Below are 16,672 nucleotides of genomic sequence, written 5' to 3' on the forward strand. Positions count from 1 at the left end.
AAGTTGCAAAGCGTTGGCGAAACACGCCGAAGAAGATCTTCGGTCTGACCGGATTCAATACGGCGTGAGGTATTTTCCATAGACCCAGCCACTAACAAAACCACCATTTTGCGCCGGGTCGTGCCAAACTTGACACCATTGATAGCGAATTGCCTGTTTCTGTTTCCAGTGCGGCTGGCCGGCGATCTCCAGAAGATTCAAGCCGCCGGTGCACTTGCCGGTCATCTGCAGGATCGTCCCGTTAGGATAGGCGGCCTGCTTCCGCGAGGTGCCGGACGGATATTTGCGAACGTTGAGCGTGTCGCCGAACGGCACGCCAGCCACTTGCCAAGCGGCGAACGCGGTTGCATGAGACTGGCCGGTGAAAGCCAGAACGGTCGAAGCGACGACGGCGAGAGCCGCAGCGGTGTTGATATGGAAATTCATCATCCTCTCCTTTTGGCTCATCTCCCGAGCCCGCCGCAACCAATACATCCCGGCCCTTGAACCCGCGCTGATCGGCGTGTTCATTTGCCATTCAAGTAATTTCTTCAGTGAGACGCAATGACCAAGACCTCAGCTTTTCCGACCGCCAGCCCGCCGAGCCCCGAGAAACACCCCGTCTTCGACACGCATCACGGCATTACCCGCACAGATGACTATGCCTGGCTGAGGGCCGAGAACTGGCAGGCGATGTTCAGGGACCCTTCCCTGCTTGAGGGCCGCATCCGCGCCCATCTCGAAGCCGAAAACGCCTATCAAGCAGTGCTTATGGCCGATACGCTAGAGCTTCGGAAGCAGCTGTTCGGCGAGATGAAGGGGCGCATCAAGGAAGATGATTCGACGGTGCCGATGAAGGATGGCCCCTATGCTTACGGCTCATCCTTCAAGCTTGGCGGCGAACAGCCCCGCTATTTCCGCATGCCGCGCGATGGCGGCGATGAGCAGATCCTGCTCGATGGCGACGCGGAAGCCGAGGGCAAGCCCTATTTCCGCCTCGGCGGCGTCGACCATTCGGCCGATCACCGCAAGCTGTTGTGGGCGTTCGACGACAAGGGCTCTGAATTCTTCACACTTCGCGTGCGCGATCTCACCAGCGGCAAGGAACTGAGCGACCAGATCGAGGCCACCAGTGGTGGCGGCGTCTGGAATGCCGCCGATGACGGCTTCTTCTACACAAGGCTCGACGACAATCATCGCCCGTCCAAGGTGCTGTTCCACGCGCTCGGCGGCAGCCCCCTTAATGACCGGCTGATTTATGAGGAAACCGATCCCGGCTTCTTCATGGATGTCGGCGGCACGCGCTCCAACGAATGGATCATGATCGGGATCAACGATCACGAAACCTCGGAATATCACCTGATGCGCGCCGATGAGCCTTTCGCCGAGCCAAAGCTGGTGGCAAAGCGCGAGACTGGCCTGCAATATGATCTGGAAGAAGGCGGCGACATCTTCTTTATCCTCACCAATGCCGACGGCGCCAAGGACTTCAAGATCATGACGGCGCCGGCTAATGACCCGGTTCGCGCCAATTGGGAAGAGCTGGTGGCGCACGAGCCAGGCCGGCTGATCCTGTCGGTGGTCGGCTTCAGGGATCATATGGTCAGGCTCGAGCGCAAGGAAGGGCTGCCGCGCATCGTCGTTCGCGATCGCCGCAGCGGCGAGGAGCATCTGATCTCGTTCGACGAAGAGGCGTTCTCGCTCGGCCTGTCGGGGTCCTATGAATACGACACCGAGATCATGCGCTTCACCTATTCGTCGATGACGACCCCGGCGCAGGTCTTCGACTACAATATGCGCAGCCGCGAGCGTGTGCTGCTGAAGACCCAGGAAGTGCCGTCCGGTCACAATCCGGATCATTATGTCACGCGCCGGCTGATGGCGCCGGCCGCCGATGGCGAACTGGTGCCGGTCTCGCTGCTGCACCACCGCGACACGCCGCTCGATGGCTCCGCACCGTGCCTGCTTTACGGCTACGGCTCTTACGGCATTGCCATTCCGGCGGCGTTCAACACCAACTGGTTCTCGCTGGTCGACCGTGGCTTTGTCTTTGCCATCGCCCATGTCCGCGGCGGCAAGGACAAGGGCTATGGCTGGTATGACGACGGCAAGCGGGCGCACAAGATGAACACGTTCACCGATTTCATCGCCGTCGCGCAGCATCTCGTCGCCGAGCGTTACACCCAACACGACCGCATCGTCGCGCAAGGCGGCTCGGCCGGCGGCATGTTGATGGGTGCGATCGCCAACATGGCGCCGCAAAATTTCGGCGCCATCGTTGCCGAGGTTCCCTTCGTCGACGTGCTGACCACCATGCTCGACGCAAGTTTGCCGCTGACGCCGCCGGAGTGGCCGGAATGGGGCAACCCGATCGCGTCGGCGGAAGATTACCAAACGATCGCCGCCTACTCACCCTATGACAATGTCGCCGATCACGACTATCCGCCGATCCTGGCGCTGGCCGGCCTCACCGATCCGCGCGTCACCTATTGGGAGCCGGCCAAATGGGTGGCGCGGCTGCGCGAGCGCAAGAGCGGCGACAATCCGGTGCTGTTCAAGATCAACATGGATTCCGGCCATGCCGGCGCCTCCGGCCGCTTTTCAAGGCTGGAGGAGATCGCCTATACCTACTCCTTCGCGCTCAAGGTTACGGCCAAGCCCGAACCCGAGGTTACGGGCAAGGCTGAGAATGCAACGGAGGCGTCGCAATGATCGATCTATCCACCTTGACGGCTTACATAGCGGTTGTGCTTGGCTTTGTGTTTATTCCAGGCCCAGCCACGCTTTTGACGGTCGCGCGAGCGACGAGTTCCGGAACCAGGGTTGGCGTCGCGACGGGCGCGGGCGTCGCGGCTGGCGATGTGTTCCATACCATCATGGCGATGGTCGGCATTTCGGCGATCATCGCCACTTCGGCAACGCTGTTCAGCGTCGTAAAATACATCGGCGCGGCGTATCTCGTTTACCTCGGCATTCGCGCAATCATCGAGAAAATACCGGCCGATCCTACTGCCGGTGCACTCGCGATCTCCGCCAGCAAGGCGTTTCGTCAAGCTGTCCTGACCGAAGTGCTTAATCCAAAGACGGCGCTTTTCTTCCTTGCCTTCCTGCCCCAGTTCGTGCGGCCTGAAAACGGATCGGTGATGCTCCAGCTGATGACGCTGGGCATAATCTTTGTTCTGCTCGGCCTTTTCAGCACAGTCGTCTTTGCCGTGAGTGCGGGCCGGCTCGGCACGTTCCTGCGCCGCAATCCGTCGGTGGTGAAATGGCAAGGCAAGGTGGTTGGCGGCATCTACTGCGCGTTAGGCGTCCGTCTGGCCTTGCAGCAGCGCTGATGTCGATGCGAAAGGCGCGCCCGTCGAGGCGCGCCGATCGTCACTTTTTGAATTCCAGGCTGCTCATTTTCACTCGCATTTGCAATGGCTGCGCGCTACCCAATGCGCGCCACCTTCCAGACCATGACATACGCAAAGGGGCCACTATGTTGCTCGTCGACACCTATCTCGAGAAATCACCGATCCAGGGCATCGGGGTTTTCGCCAGGAACCACATTGCCAAGGGCACGCTGGTCTGGAAGCTCGACCCCAGATTCGACCGGATCATCGACGTCGAGACCTATGAAGGCGAGAGCGGCCCGGTGAAGAACTATCTCGACCGTTATTCCTATCCAGACCGCCGGGATCCGAACTACATCGTCTTCGAAGCCGACGACGCCCGCTACATGAACCATGACGACGAACCGAATTGCGACGTCTCCTCGCCCGAGGAAACCTATGCCTTGCGCGACATCGCACCCGGCGAGGAACTGACCTGCAATTACAGCCATTTCTTCGAGACGGGCTTCGACTTCCTCGGCGATCGCCACCTGTAGATCGCCACCTGTGGCCGGGATCACTTGGCCGGCTTGCTGCGCACCGGGTAGCCGTTGGGATGCGGCGGCACCGCCTTGAGATAGGCGGCTATTGCCGCGCGATCTTCCGGCGGCAGTTCGGCCATGTTGCGCTGCACGTCGACCATGGCGCCGCCGACCGAATCGAAATCAGGGGTAAAACCGGTTTCGAGATAGTTGGCGATGTCGGCTTCCGACCAGTCACCGAGCCCGCCTTCGCCCGATGTGATGTTCGGCACGATGCCGCTGCCTTCGGCGGCCGCCGCGCCAGCCAGCCACTGGCTCCTCCTGGTGCCGCCGGTGATGTCGCGCGGCGTGTGGCATTCGCCGCAATGGCCGGGCCCCTCGACCAGATAGCGGCCGGCGAGTACCAGATCAGGCGTGCCATCGGCAAAGGCAATCACCGGCTCTTTGCTGAGATGGAGCCGCTTCCACAGGCCGAGGCCGCGGCGGATGTTGAAGGGGAAAGTCAGGGAATTGTCGGGCGCCTTGCCGGCGACCGCCGGCAGCGTCTTCAGGAACGCATAGAGATCGGCAATATCAGCCGGCTTCATCCGGGCGTAGGACGCGTAGGGAAAGGCCGGATAGAAATGCTCGCCCGACGGCGACACGCCCTTCAGCATGGCGTTGGCAAGGTCCTCGACCGTCCAGGCGCCGATGCCGTCCTTGGGATCCTGTGAGATGTTGGGCGGCACGAAGGTGCCGAACGGCGTCTTGAGCTCGAGGCCGCCGACCAGTTGCAAACGGCCGTCGCCTTGCGAGCCCGGCTTGGCGTGACAGGAGGTGCAGCCGCCGGCATTGAAAATGCGCTTGCCCCTGGCGGCGTCGCCGGGGCCGAGCTGCGCCAGGGTGTCAGTGTCGAGCTTGACCGGCGCCGACAACAGCCAGCCGGCGCCGGCACCGACGACGCCCAGGACAAGGGCGGCGCCGACAAATTTTTTCCACAAGGGCATTGCCCGGGATCAGCTCTTCTTCACCCGATAGGTCTTGTGGCAGGTGCCGCAATCACTGCCGAGCGTATCGATCTGCGCCTTCAGCGCATCGACATCGGCGGGTGCGGCGGCGACTGCGGCCTTGACGTCGGCGAGGTACTTGTCTTCGGTCGATTTGAAGCCCGCCATGTCTTTCCAGATTTTGGGCGAGGCGGTGGTATCACCGCTGTCGCTGCCGGCCGGGAACAGCGTGTCGACATCGAACTTCTCGGCATTGACTTGCAGCGCCTGCAGCGCCGTCAGCACGGCGGCGGCATCGAAGTCTGCCTCGCCCTTGGCGATTTTTGACAGGCCGCCGACGATCTTGCCTCGTTCCTTCATCAGTCCCTGTCGGTCGAGGATCGGGTCGGCAAAAGCCGCCGAGGCGGCGAGGCTGAGCATAGAGATGGCGATAACAAGCTTTCTCATTCAATTGGCTCCAGGATGATGAGGGGTCGCGACCTAACGTTAACGGAGGGCGGGCCGGGATTATTCCCTGTCCGCCGGCCAGATTCTGCCGAATTTTGTGTGCCTGCTGCTTCAGCTGAGAAAGAAAAGCCCCGGAGTACCGGGGCTTCTCTGGGTCGATCAGGCTTTCGCCTCTTCGTACATTTCAAGGACATGGTCCCAGTTGATGAGGCTGTCGACGAAGGCCTCGAGATATTTCGGCCGCGCGTTGCGGTAGTCGATGTAATAGGAATGTTCCCAGACATCGACGCCGAGGATCGGCGATGCGCCATGGACGAGCGGGTTCTCGCCGTTCGGCGTCTTGGAGATCGCCAGCTTGCCGTCCTTGACCGAGACCCAGGCCCAGCCCGAACCGAACTGCGTGGTGCCGGCGGCGATGAAGTCGGCCTTGAACTTGTCGTAGCCGCCGAGGTCGGCGTCGAAAGCCTTCTGCAGGGCGCCCGGAAGCTTGTTGCCGCCGCCGCCCTTCTTCATCCACTTCCAGAAATGGATGTGGTTGTAGTGCTGGGCTGCGTTGTTGAAGAGGCCGGCATTCTTGCCGAACGACTGTTTGACCACCTCTTCGACCGACAGATCGCCAAGGCCCGCTTCGGCGGCCAGCTTGTTGCCGTTGTCGACATAAGCCTTGTGGTGCTTGTCGTGGTGATACTCCAGCGTCTCCTTCGACATGTAAGGCTGCAAGGCCTCGTAGTCGTAGGGCAAGGCGGGCAATTCAAAAGCCATCGGTCATACTCCTCATGGAAAAATCCGGTGCGGATACCGGATTAAGATAGGGCTGCATTGATCTGGAACAACTCCGGAATGAAGCGCCAATTGCCTTTTAGCGGCTCAACCGGCGGAAGTCGAATGCGCCCATTCCCAATAAAGGTCGCGCGCTTTCTTGGCCACCGGCCCGGGCTGCAGATCGCGGTCCTCGATGCGGGTGATCGGCACGACCTTGGAATGATTTCCGGTCGAAAATATCTCGTCGGCTTCAAGAAAGTCGCGCACCGACAGCATCTTCTCCGTGGTGTTGAAGCCGTAATCGCCAAGCAGCGTCATGGTGCGCGAGCGGGTGATGCCGGACAGGAAGGTGCCGTTGGGCGCCGGCGTCAACACGTGGCTGTCCTTGACCAGGAAGATGTTCGAGGTTCCGGTCTCGGCGACATTGCCCAGCATGTCCAGCACCAGCGCATTGTCGAAGCCGCGTCCCTTGGCTTCGAGAATGGCGCGGCCATTGTTGGGATAGAGGCAGCCGGCCTTGGCATTGGTCGGCATGGTCTCGATGGTCGGCCGCCGGAACGGCGACACGGTGATCGAAAAGCCGGTCGGCGAGATCATCGGCGATTCGTAAAGGCAGAGGCAGAAACGGGTCGAGGCCGGATCGGCCGGCACGCCCATATAGCCGCCATGCTCGGCCCAGTACATCGGCCTGATGTAGACCGCTGTCTTGCCGTCGAACTTCTTCAGCCCGTCCCAGGTCAGGCCGACGATCTGGTCGACGTTCATCGATGGCGCGAGGCCGAGCGCGATCGCCGAGGCGTTCACTCTGGCGGCATGCAGTTCGAGATCGGGGGCGACGCCTTCGAACCAGCGGGCGCCGTCGAAGACGCTGGTGCCGAGCCACATGGCGTGGCTGCGCGGACCCAGAATGGCGACGTTGCCTTCGTACCAGTCGCCGTCGACGAAGGTCCATGTCGCCGATAGCGCCGCAGTCGCCAGTGTCATTGTTCGGTTCCGCTTCAAAGCTGCCTGTGCCAAGCATTGGAAGATGCTTTGACCGGCGCCGTCAACCGGCATGGAGCGGTTTTTGTTGAGGCCAGAGCGCCCAACAAAGCGATCAAGACTACAATCGATGCTTGCACCTTGCGCCGCCTGCCCTCAAAACTGTCGCCATGCATTACGCGGCTTACGTTTTCGACGCCTATGGCACGTTGTTCGACGTGCACGCAGCCGTGCGCCGTCATGACGGCGAGATCGGCCCCGACGGCCCGCTGCTTTCGGAAATCTGGCGCGCCAAGCAGCTGGAATATTCCTGGGTGCGCACGCTGATGGGCGGCTATGCCGATTTCTGGCAGCTCACCGAACAGGCGCTCGATTTCGCCCTGCTCAAGGTTCCCTCCGCCGACAAGGGACTGAAGGCCAAGCTGCTCGAAGCCTATTGGCGGCTCGACTGCTATCCGGAAGTGCCGGCCGTGCTCAAGGCGCTGAAAGCATCCGGCGCCAAGCTCGCAATCCTGTCCAACGGCTCGCCCGAGATGCTGGAAGCGGCGGTCAAGTCGGCCGCCCTCGACCAGGTGCTGGACGATATCTTTTCGGTCGACGCCGTCAGGCGCTTCAAGACCGACCCGTCGACCTACGACATGGTGGCGACGGGCTGGCGGCTCTATCCGGGCGCCGTCTCGTTCCAGTCGTCCAACCGCTGGGACATCGCCGGCGCCACCAAATTCGGCTTTCGCACCGTGTGGATCAACCGCGCCAACCAGCCCGAGGAATACCGGGATTTCCCGCCGGCGCTGATCCTGCCGTCGCTTGACGGCCTGCTGACCGGCGGCTGATCACTCTGTTGCCTTCGAGCAACAGTGGCAGAGCGGTCACAGCTTCGCCTTTGTTTGTCCACCCTCAGGCCAGAATCGGAACCGCCTATCGCGTCAGGCATTGGGAGAGGCCGACCACTGCGCGCTTGAAGGCATTCACGCTTTCTTGCGATTCGAGACTTAAAAAAGGCAACCATGTTGAAGACCGAAATCGACCCCTATCGCCTGAGCCGTCGCGGCTTTCTGAATGCCGCAGCCCTTGGTGCCGCCTCGATTGCGGTCTCCGCCTGCACCACCACCGGACCGGCACCGGCGCCGGTCGAACCGCCACCGCCGACCTATGACGAGCCGCCGCTCGGCGACTATGCGACGATGTACGGCCCGATTTCCGACAGCGGGTTCGAGCTCCCAGCGATCCCGATCAAGAAGATGGACCCGCAGTTCCTACGCCAGATTGTTCCCGATCCGACCGGCCAGCGGCCAGGCACCATCATCGTCGATACGACCAACCATTTCCTCTATCTGGTGCGCGAAGGCGGCCAAGCGATCCGTTACGGCGTCGGCCTCGGTCGCGCCGGCTTCGAATGGTCGGGAGACGCCGTCGTCCAGTGGAAGCAGAAATGGCCGAAATGGACGCCGCCCGATGAGATGGTCGCCCGCCAGCCTGAACTGGAAGAATACAGCGCCAAGAACGGCGGCATGCCCGGCGGCCTCAAGAACCCGCTCGGCGCCCGCGCGCTCTACCTGTTCCACGACAACGTCGACACGCTCTACCGCCTGCATGGCTCGCCGGAATGGAACTCGATCGGCAAATCCGTCTCGTCAGGCTGCGTGCGCCTGATAAATCAGGACATCATCGACCTCTACGACCGCGTGCCGTCGAAGAGCCCGGTCATCGTGACGTCCGACATCGGCCAGCCGATGGCGGCGAGCGCAAACCGCAGAGCCATCCCGATCGATGGCGGGGTGCCGGATGGCTCGGTCCTGCTCGGCCCGGTGACCTGATCGACTTCATCTATGCCATGAAGCGGCAGGTTCCGCTCCATGCGGCAAAGCTCGTCAGGATCCCGATAGCTTCACGCGAATGCCTGGGGTTCGCATCCAAGATATGCAATGCCGGCAACAGGAGGCCAAAAAAGACGTCCAGACAAACCACGGAGCCGCTGCAATCGGGGCGGCCATGCCCTGTCAATCTCGACGCTGCTGTGTTTCGTTACCGATTGATGTATATTAGACGGGAGTATGATTGCAGAGACATACATTTCATTAGATCATTGATGGCGGGGGAACGCCGATGGTGGGATTTGATTTCGATAGTCCGCCTGCCGACGGCGCCGAGGCCAACCTGTCGGCCGAATGCGAGCGCCAATTGCTGCCGCTCGTCCGCGGAATTGTCGAGGCGGCGGTTGCCGCCGGGTGGAGCCAGGAAGACGTTCTTCTGGCCATGGTCGAGCTGTCCTGGGATCTGTACGAGAAACGCCGAGGCGATCTTTAGCAGGCCTGCGTGAGCTGGATAATTCGGTAGCGCCGGCCAAGCCAGGCCATGTTTTTCTCGCGCGAACTTTTTTCTTCACTTACAATGTTTTTCTATCCGCGGGATGCGCTACGCTGCCTTTGGGCAGGACTATGGGGGATACAAATTACCGTCCGGATTTCCGGGTTGGCTGTTTGCACGGCACGGAATTTCGATGGGCTGGCAAAGCGGCTGAGGCAAGGCTGAATGAAAAATGCGGGCGAGGTTCAGGAACGCAGCGCAGGCGCCGATCGGGTCGATCGGCACGCCCTCGGCACAATCCCCGAAAATGCCAATCCCAGAAGAGCAACCATGCGGGGGAGCGGGATATGCTCTGTCCGCAGCCCTGGATCGCTCCCGGAGGGTCGCCATCGCCGAAGTCGCTTACCTCGCGGGATTTTCGGATCAAGGCCATTTGGCCACCGCCATGAAGAAGCACAAGGGAAAGAAGCCATGATTCGGGCGATAACTGCTGCTGGATCGTCCGTGGCAATGACAGATAGTCGACCAGCTCTGTCAATGGCCGCGCGATCTATATTCGGAATACAACTCTGGATTGTGACGGCACACTATGCACAATAACTAGGCAAAAATGGTAAGATAAGGTCGGAAAATAGTCAGGTAGCCTTGGCTAAAATTCAAACCTGTAAATTTATAGTCAAAATCCTGGTAATATTTTCATATGAGCTCAAATTCTTCTTTGCAATATATAGCAGCATCTGTAGGATTCGAAGGAACGCCCAGGAGCAAACGTGAATTCTGGGCGCCTCGATACAGCACAGGATTGGATTGATCGGCGCAGCAGTGGCAGAGACGAAGATGCAACATAGAGGCAACGTCCAGGAAAGCGCCGGGACAGAGCGGCGGCGCGCGGATCGTCGCATCTTCGACGGAATACCGGAAAGCGCGGGGCGCTACCTGGTCACGTTTCGAGGCGGCGCGGCTCATGTCGTTCATGGGCCGGGATCACACACATTCAAAGCGGCGGAACATTTCGCTTCGGTTCTGCTTACACCCTCACCAGGGATTGCGGCATCGCTGGGCAGCGACAAAGTCCACGAATACGACGGCGACGTCGGCATGATCATGATCGTCCCAGCCGACCTCGGCGGCAAGGTGACCCGGTCATCCACCACGGAAAGCGTAATCGTGGCGCTCACCCCCGAGAGTCTCTTCGAGCTGGCAACGCGTGAATTCGACACCGGCCATGCCGAGCTTCAGCCGCCGCCGTACGGGACCGTCGACTTCCAAGCGCTGCAACTCGCGCAGTTGCTGAAGGCGGAACTGACGGATCGGGAAACTCCAAACGAGTTCTATATCGATTCGTTGGTCACCATGTTCGGCGTCCATTTGCTTCGGAACTACGCAGGAGCGCGAAAGTTGCCACAAGCCCCAAAGGGCGGTCTGTCGAACCGCAGCGCCCGGCGGGTGCGCGAATTCCTGGAGGTAAATTTTTCCAGCAAAATCGCGGTGGCCGAGCTGGCCGCACTCTGTGGCCTTTCGCCGAGCCATTTCATCCTGGCATTCACCAAGACCTTTGGCGAGCCGCCGCACAAATACCTGCTGCGGCTGCGTCTCGATTTCGCCGAAAAACTTCTCATCGAGAGCGACCTGTCCATTGCGGAAGTCGCTCATCTCAGTGGATTCTCGGACCAGAGCCACCTGACGGTCACCATGTCCAGATACCGGAACAGAACCCCCAGGCAGGTGAAGCTGCAACGTTAACGACTGTTGCGGCGCGCATGATTGTCCGCGGCGATACCTCGATTGATCTTCAGTATAGTCGAAGGTTGTGTGGCAGAGCAGTCACAGTTGTCGCGCAGGGACCAAATACCGGATTTTCCTACAAAGATTCCGGATTATTCCAAAATACCTGCACCGCGAATGTGCTCATGGTCGCGATTGAAGTCATTTGGGGCGGGGGAGCAACCAGATGATACAGCATGTCGGATTGTCCCATGGACATTCAATTCGCGGAAATCGAGGTCTTCGCGCCTAACGCCGAAGCGGCCTGGGCTGCACTGCAACGCCAATACGCCAGCCGGATCAGCGCTGCGGAACTCGACCATCTCCTGGCCTGTTTCGTGCTTGGACTGACCTCTCCGGCTTGTGGTGAAGGCGATCCGGGATTTCATTTCGATCTCTGCCGCGCGCTGGTGGCGGTAAACCTGCCGCCGGAACGGACGGAGGCTGCACTGCATACGGTTCCAGAACCGACGCAGCCATGGGTCGCGAGCGCCTATCAGCTGATTGAAAAACAAGGCGCGAAGGTCGGTCTCTCGTTGCGGGAGAAGACGCGCAATTTCGAAGATTTTTTGGCCACCGAGGCGAATGGTGCGGCACATCAGAGCGCCTCGGCAATTGCGAGGAAAAACTAGCATGACCAAACGCGTCGAGGGGCGGAGAAGGATCGAACTTTCTTCAAGCTTTGTCGGAAACTGGATCGCGGGCGCGGCCGACAGCCGCTCGGTGCGGCGCCGCCTGATGGCGGTGCTGCGCATGGCTCACCGGGTTCTTGGATTCGGTCGCAAGAATATGGGTCTGGGAACATTGGGAAGCGGCACCAGCGTGCGTTCGGCTCTGGCCTGTGGCGTGAGCCCGGCCAGCGTGCTCGGCGGCCTGGCCGCGATCGCCGCGCTCGGCCTCGCCACACCGGCCCAGGCACAATATCAGGCTGGCGGCGGTTCGGCGACCGGCGGCAACGCCGTCGCCATCGGTAACGGCGCCGCGACGAATGGCAATAACAGCGTGGCGTTGGGCAGTTCCAACAGTGCAACGGGCGACGGCACGATCGCCATCGGCTATGCGATGGGTGTCAATGGCCTCAATTCCATAGGCATAGGTGTCTTCGCAGGCGCAACCGGCGTCAATGCCCTCGCCGTGGGCGGGAACGCCAAGGCCAACGGGGACGCAGCAAGCGCTATTGGCGTCAATTCGGTTGCAACCACAAGCGCGGCCGCTTTTGGCAATAATGCGCGTGCCGACGGAGTCAACTCGACCGCGATCGGCCCTGTTACCCGGGCGACCGGATTGCGCGCCACCGCGCTCGGGTTCGGGGCAACGGCATCCGGCGTGGATTCGATTGCCCAAGGTAACAGCGCCGTCGCAAGCAACCAGAATGCCGTCGCCATTGGATTCCAGGCGACCGCGACCAGCATCAACTCCATCAACATTGGCGGGCGCACCCTCGCGGGATCAGGCGCGCTCTCGCAGGGCGCCATCGCCCTTGGTACGGATGTCACGGCAAATCAGCAAAACACCGTTGCCATAGGCGTCCTGACCAAAGCGACCGGAACGAGCGCAACGGCGATGGGCAACACCGCCAGTGCCTGGGGCAACCAGTCCATCGCATTCGGCGTCGGCGCACTGGCGGGTGTTCAGGCCAACACCGCACTGCCCAACAGCATCGCGATCGGCACGAATTCGGTCTCTTCCGGCGCTTCTGCCGTCGCGCTCGGCACCGCCGCGAAAGCATCTTCCGCCGATGCCGTTGCGATGGGAAGCAACGCCAGTGCGTCGACCCAATACGGCGTCGCAATCGGCCTGAATGCGGCAGCCTCCGGTACAGGCGGAGCGATGGCACTTGGCCAAGGTACGATCTCGAGCGGTGTCAATTCCGTTGCCCTCGGCGTCCAGGCCAGTGCCACCGGGGCAGGCGCCAATGCCTTGGGCACCTTGTCCGTTGCTTCGGGAGGCAATTCCACAGCCCTCGGCACCAGTTCCACGGCCAGCAACAACTATGCGACAGCCGCAGGCTGGGGATCTGTCGCCAGCGGCGCCGATTCCGCTGCCGTAGGACGTGAGGCCGTCGCGTCGGCGCTTGACGCAACGGCGATGGGGTACATATCCAAGGCCTCGGGCCAATACAGCACCGCAGTCGGCGCCAACGCAAACGCCACCGCCACGTCCAGCACGGCGATCGGCCAGAACGCGTTTGCAACCGGCGTTCAAGCATCCGCTTTCGGCGTAGGAGCGAATGCCGGCGCCCAGAATGCGGTTGCGCTGGGCGCCCTCTCCACCGCCAGCGCCACGAGCGCCATCGCCGTGGGCAACAACGCCAAGGCGGATTCGGCCGAAGCGGTCGCCATGGGCACCAATGCGGTGGCAACCGGCGGCAAGGCCGTCTCCATCGGTTCGGGCAACACGGCTTACGGCAACGGCGCGGTCTCCATCGGCGATCCGAGCTATGCCAGCGGCACCGGCGCCTTCACCGGCGGCGCCAACAACATCGCCAACAGCGACGGCACGGCAACCGCCACAGCCGCAAACCAGGCCGCAGGCGCGGTTGCCATCGGCAACAACAACAAGGCCGTCGGGCAAGGCTCCGTGGCGCTGGGCAATGGCTCGACGGCGGGTGCAGCCGGCCTTGCCGGCAATGTCGCGCTGGGCAACGGCGCGACGGCGACGGCAAGCTCCGGCGACGTAGCGCTCGGTTCGGGCTCGGTGACCGCGACGGCGGTCGGCACCAGCGGCGCGACGATCGGCGGCACGGCCTACAGCTTCGCCGGCACGACGCCGACGAGCACTGTCAGCGTCGGCGCGCTCGGCGCGGAGCGGACCATCACCAATGTCGCGGCGGGCCGGCTCAGCAATTCGTCGACCGACGCCATCAATGGCTCGCAGCTCTTCGCCACCAACCAGCAGGTGACGCAGAACACGACGGCCATCGCCGCCAACACCGCCGACATCACCAATCTCGGCAACACGATCAACAGCATCAGCACCGGTGGCGGCATCAAGTATTTCCACGCCAATTCGACGGCGGCGGACTCGTCCGCAACGGGCACGGACTCCGTTGCTATCGGACCAGTCGCGACCGCGACGGGGACAAACGCCATCGCGGCCGGCACCAATTCGAGCGCCTCCGACGCCAACGCCTCGGCCTTCGGCAGCGGCGCCGTCGCATCGGCGCTTGACGCAACGGCGATGGGATACATCTCCAAGGCCTCGGGCCAATACAGCACCGCCGTCGGCGCCAACGCCAATGCCACAGCCACGTCCAGCACCGCGATCGGCCAGAACGCGTTTGCAACCGCCTTTCAAGCGACCGCTCTCGGCGTAGGAGCGAATGCCGGCGCCCAGAATGCAATCGCGCTGGGCGCCCTCGCCAACGCCAGCAACGCCGGCGACGTGGCGCTCGGCTCGGGCTCGGTAACCGCCGCGGCGGTCGGCACCGCCGGCACGACGATCGGCGGCGTCGCCTACAACTTCGCCGGCACGACGCCGGCAAGCACCGTCAGCGTCGGCGCGGTCGGCGCGGAACGCACCATCACCAATGTCGCGGCGGGCCGGCTCAGCAATTCGTCGACCGACGCGATCAACGGCTCGCAGCTCTTCGCCACCAACCAGCAGGTGACGCAGAATACGACCGACATCGCCGCCAACACCGCCGACATCACCAATCTCGGCAACACGATCAACAGCATCAGCACGGGCGGCGGCATCAAGTATTTCCACGCCAATTCGACGCTGGCGGATTCGCAGGCGCTGGGGACGGATTCCGTTGCCATCGGCCCGAATGCTGTGGCCAACAATGCCGGCGACGTGGCGATCGGCGCGAATGCGGTGTCGACCGCGACCACGGCGGTCGGCGGCACCACGATCGGCGGCGTTTCCTACACCTTCGCCGGCGCGACGCCCGCGGGTGCATTCTCGGTCGGCTCGGTGGGCGCCGAACGCCAGATCCAGAACGTCGCGGCCGGGCAGTTGAGCAACTCCTCGACCGATGCGGTCAACGGCTCGCAGCTGTTTGCGACCAACCAGCAGGTGACGCAGAACACCACCGATATCGCTGCCAATACTGCTGACATCACCAATCTCGGCAATTCGATCAGCAATATTACCGGCGACACCTCGCTGGCCTACACCGACGCCAATGGCGACGGCATCCGCTATGTGCGCACCAACGACAGGACGCTTGCCGTCGCGGACTCCTTCGCGCAAGGGATCGGCTCTTCCGCCCTGGGCTACCAGGCGACCGCGAGCGCCGACAATGCGCTGGCGCTCGGCCGCGACACCCAGGCCAGCGTCATCGGCGGCGTGGCGCTCGGCGCCGGCTCGGTTTCGGATCGGGCGGTCGCACCCGTATCGGGATCGATCCTCTCGGGCACCGGCCTCATTCCCTACAACACCGCGGACATGAGCCTGCTCGGCGCCGTCTCGGTCGGCACCTCCACCTCCTATCGCCAGATCATCAACGTGGCCGACGGCACGCAGGACCAGGACGCGGTCACGCTTCGCCAGTTGAAGGGCGCGCTGAGCTCGTTCGCGGTGACGGGGAGCCTGTACTTCCACGCCAATTCGACGGCCGCGGATTCGCTTGCGGTCGGCGTCGATTCGGTTGCGGTCGGTCCGCGCACCACCGTCAATGGCGACAATGGCATCGGCATCGGCAATGGCGCCATCGTGCAGCAGACGGCGCCGGGAGGCATCGCGATCGGCCAGAATTCGACGGTCAACCAGGCCGACAGCATCGCCCTCGGCACCAACGCGACCACCAACGGAGCGCAGGCGGTGGCGCTCGGCGCCGGCGCAAAGGCCAACGAGCCGGGCAGCGTCGCGCTCGGCGCGGGCTCGACGACGGCGGCGGCGGTCGCCACCACCGGCACCACGATCAACGGCGTTGCCTATACCTTCGCCGGAACAGCTCCGACGAGCACGGTCAGCGTCGGCACCGTCGGCAACGAGCGCACCGTCACCAATGTCGCGGCGGGCCGGATCAGCGGCACCTCCACCGACGCCATCAACGGCAGCCAGCTCTTCGCCACCAACCAGGCGGTCGAAGCCATGCAGGGTAGCGTCGGCGACCTCAACCAGTTCGCCGTCCAGTACGACAAGGACGGGAACGGCAACAAGTCCAACTCGATAACGCTTGCCGGTGGCGATCCCAACACGCCGGTGGTCATCCACAATGTCGGGCCGGGCGTTGCCAACACCGATGCGGTCAATGTTCAGCAGTTCAACAGCGGGTTAGCATTGAACCTGGACAATTCGAAGAACTACACCAACCAGGTGGCGGCCACCACGCTGCAGCAAGCCAATGCGTATGCGGACTCCAAACTCAGCCAGCTCAACATGGACATGGGAGAGGTCAGGGGCGAGGCGCGCCAGGCTGCGGCAATCGGCTTGGCGGCCGGCTCGCTGCGCTACGACGATCGTCCCGGCAAGCTGAGCGTGGCCGCCGGCGGAGGCTATTGGCGCGGTGAAGGCGCCCTGGCCTTCGGCGCCGGCTACACCAGCGAGGAAGGACGTGTTCGAGCGAACCTGTCCGGCACGACGGCAGGCGGACACTGGGGCGTCGGCGCGGGCGTCAGCCTTACGCTGAACTAGAGCCCGG

The 16,672-nt window shown here is 62.4% G+C and carries 14 protein-coding genes; 9 read left to right on the plus strand and 5 right to left on the minus strand.

From position 1 onward, the window contains the following. Window positions 1-54: 54 nt before the first annotated feature. Window positions 55-429, minus strand: coding sequence for an SH3 domain-containing protein (locus tag NKH22_RS14135; RefSeq protein WP_023673681.1), 375 nt, complete (start codon window positions 427-429; stop codon window positions 55-57). A gap of 114 nt (window positions 430-543) precedes the next feature. On the opposite strand from NKH22_RS14135, the gene NKH22_RS14140 reads away from it, so the two are divergent. From NKH22_RS14140 to NKH22_RS14150, 3 genes are all read left to right on the plus strand, one after another. Next, a complete protein-coding gene (locus tag NKH22_RS14140; protein ID WP_023673682.1) occupies window positions 544-2,691 on the plus strand; it encodes a S9 family peptidase in 2,148 nt (715 codons plus the stop codon). Then, window positions 2,688-3,314, plus strand: coding sequence for a LysE family translocator (locus NKH22_RS14145; protein WP_023687228.1), 627 nt, complete (start codon window positions 2,688-2,690; stop codon window positions 3,312-3,314). Before NKH22_RS14140 ends, NKH22_RS14145 begins: the two co-directional genes overlap by 4 nt. Before the next feature lie 146 nt (window positions 3,315-3,460). Beyond that, complete coding sequence (locus tag NKH22_RS14150; protein ID WP_023673684.1) at window positions 3,461-3,850, plus strand: SET domain-containing protein; 390 nt, start codon at window positions 3,461-3,463, stop codon at window positions 3,848-3,850. 20 nt (window positions 3,851-3,870) lie between these two features. Here NKH22_RS14150 and NKH22_RS14155 read toward each other — a convergent pair whose 3' ends face one another. The 4 genes from NKH22_RS14155 to NKH22_RS14170 all read right to left on the minus strand — a co-directional run bounded on the left by NKH22_RS14155 (window position 3,871) and on the right by NKH22_RS14170 (window position 7,014). Then, window positions 3,871-4,821 carry a cytochrome c gene (locus tag NKH22_RS14155; protein ID WP_023747500.1) on the minus strand — a complete coding sequence of 317 codons (951 nt, stop codon included), beginning with the start codon at window positions 4,819-4,821 and terminating at the stop codon, window positions 3,871-3,873. Window positions 4,822-4,830: 9 nt separating this feature from the next. Next, the gene (locus NKH22_RS14160; RefSeq protein WP_023684552.1) at window positions 4,831-5,268 is read right to left on the minus strand and encodes a c-type cytochrome; all 438 of its coding nucleotides are present in this window, start codon (window positions 5,266-5,268) and stop codon (window positions 4,831-4,833) included. Window positions 5,269-5,427: 159 nt separating this feature from the next. Then, window positions 5,428-6,030: a superoxide dismutase gene (locus tag NKH22_RS14165; RefSeq protein WP_023673687.1), complete on the minus strand. Its 603-nt coding sequence runs from the start codon at window positions 6,028-6,030 to the stop codon at window positions 5,428-5,430. Window positions 6,031-6,135: 105 nt separating this feature from the next. Continuing rightward, entirely contained in the window at window positions 6,136-7,014 is an 879-nt protein-coding gene (locus tag NKH22_RS14170; protein ID WP_023747501.1) for a branched-chain amino acid aminotransferase, read from the minus strand. Between the two features lie 167 nt (window positions 7,015-7,181). On the opposite strand from NKH22_RS14170, the gene NKH22_RS14175 reads away from it, so the two are divergent. The 6 genes from NKH22_RS14175 (at window position 7,182) to NKH22_RS14200 (ending at window position 16,665) form a co-directional block, all read left to right on the plus strand. Beyond that, complete coding sequence (locus NKH22_RS14175; protein ID WP_023702205.1) at window positions 7,182-7,844, plus strand: haloacid dehalogenase type II; 663 nt, start codon at window positions 7,182-7,184, stop codon at window positions 7,842-7,844. Window positions 7,845-8,018: 174 nt separating this feature from the next. Further along, entirely contained in the window at window positions 8,019-8,828 is an 810-nt protein-coding gene (locus NKH22_RS14180) for a L,D-transpeptidase (RefSeq protein ID WP_023692792.1), read from the plus strand. A gap of 289 nt (window positions 8,829-9,117) precedes the next feature. Further along, window positions 9,118-9,318: a hypothetical protein gene (locus NKH22_RS14185; RefSeq protein WP_023684556.1), complete on the plus strand. Its 201-nt coding sequence runs from the start codon at window positions 9,118-9,120 to the stop codon at window positions 9,316-9,318. Window positions 9,319-10,125: 807 nt separating this feature from the next. After that, window positions 10,126-11,061 (plus strand): helix-turn-helix domain-containing protein, encoded by a 936-nt coding sequence (locus tag NKH22_RS14190; protein ID WP_306413643.1) that lies wholly within the window; start codon window positions 10,126-10,128, stop codon window positions 11,059-11,061. Between the two features lie 233 nt (window positions 11,062-11,294). Then, complete coding sequence (locus tag NKH22_RS14195) at window positions 11,295-11,714, plus strand: hypothetical protein (RefSeq protein ID WP_023747502.1); 420 nt, start codon at window positions 11,295-11,297, stop codon at window positions 11,712-11,714. 1 nt (window position 11,715) lies between these two features. After that, on the plus strand, window positions 11,716-16,665 hold the full coding sequence (locus NKH22_RS14200; protein ID WP_352909899.1) for a YadA-like family protein: 4,950 nt from the start codon (window positions 11,716-11,718) through the stop codon (window positions 16,663-16,665). The last annotated feature ends 7 nt before the right edge of the window (window positions 16,666-16,672 follow it).

Source organism: Mesorhizobium sp. M1252, from assembly GCF_040318265.1.
In the GTDB taxonomy this organism is placed as follows: domain Bacteria; phylum Pseudomonadota; class Alphaproteobacteria; order Rhizobiales; family Rhizobiaceae; genus Mesorhizobium.

Coding starts and splice junctions, on each gene's coding strand:
- NKH22_RS14135 (WP_023673681.1), bottom strand. CDS start 429: ATGATGAATTTCCATATCAACACCGCTGCGGCTCTCGCCGTCGTCGCT.
- NKH22_RS14140 (WP_023673682.1), top strand. CDS start 544: ATGACCAAGACCTCAGCTTTTCCGACCGCCAGCCCGCCGAGCCCCGAG.
- NKH22_RS14145 (WP_023687228.1), top strand. CDS start 2,688: ATGATCGATCTATCCACCTTGACGGCTTACATAGCGGTTGTGCTTGGC.
- NKH22_RS14150 (WP_023673684.1), top strand. CDS start 3,461: ATGTTGCTCGTCGACACCTATCTCGAGAAATCACCGATCCAGGGCATC.
- NKH22_RS14155 (WP_023747500.1), bottom strand. CDS start 4,821: ATGCCCTTGTGGAAAAAATTTGTCGGCGCCGCCCTTGTCCTGGGCGTC.
- NKH22_RS14160 (WP_023684552.1), bottom strand. CDS start 5,268: ATGAGAAAGCTTGTTATCGCCATCTCTATGCTCAGCCTCGCCGCCTCG.
- NKH22_RS14165 (WP_023673687.1), bottom strand. CDS start 6,030: ATGGCTTTTGAATTGCCCGCCTTGCCCTACGACTACGAGGCCTTGCAG.
- NKH22_RS14170 (WP_023747501.1), bottom strand. CDS start 7,014: ATGACACTGGCGACTGCGGCGCTATCGGCGACATGGACCTTCGTCGAC.
- NKH22_RS14175 (WP_023702205.1), top strand. CDS start 7,182: ATGCATTACGCGGCTTACGTTTTCGACGCCTATGGCACGTTGTTCGAC.
- NKH22_RS14180 (WP_023692792.1), top strand. CDS start 8,019: ATGTTGAAGACCGAAATCGACCCCTATCGCCTGAGCCGTCGCGGCTTT.
- NKH22_RS14185 (WP_023684556.1), top strand. CDS start 9,118: ATGGTGGGATTTGATTTCGATAGTCCGCCTGCCGACGGCGCCGAGGCC.
- NKH22_RS14195 (WP_023747502.1), top strand. CDS start 11,295: ATGGACATTCAATTCGCGGAAATCGAGGTCTTCGCGCCTAACGCCGAA.
- NKH22_RS14200 (WP_352909899.1), top strand. CDS start 11,716: ATGACCAAACGCGTCGAGGGGCGGAGAAGGATCGAACTTTCTTCAAGC.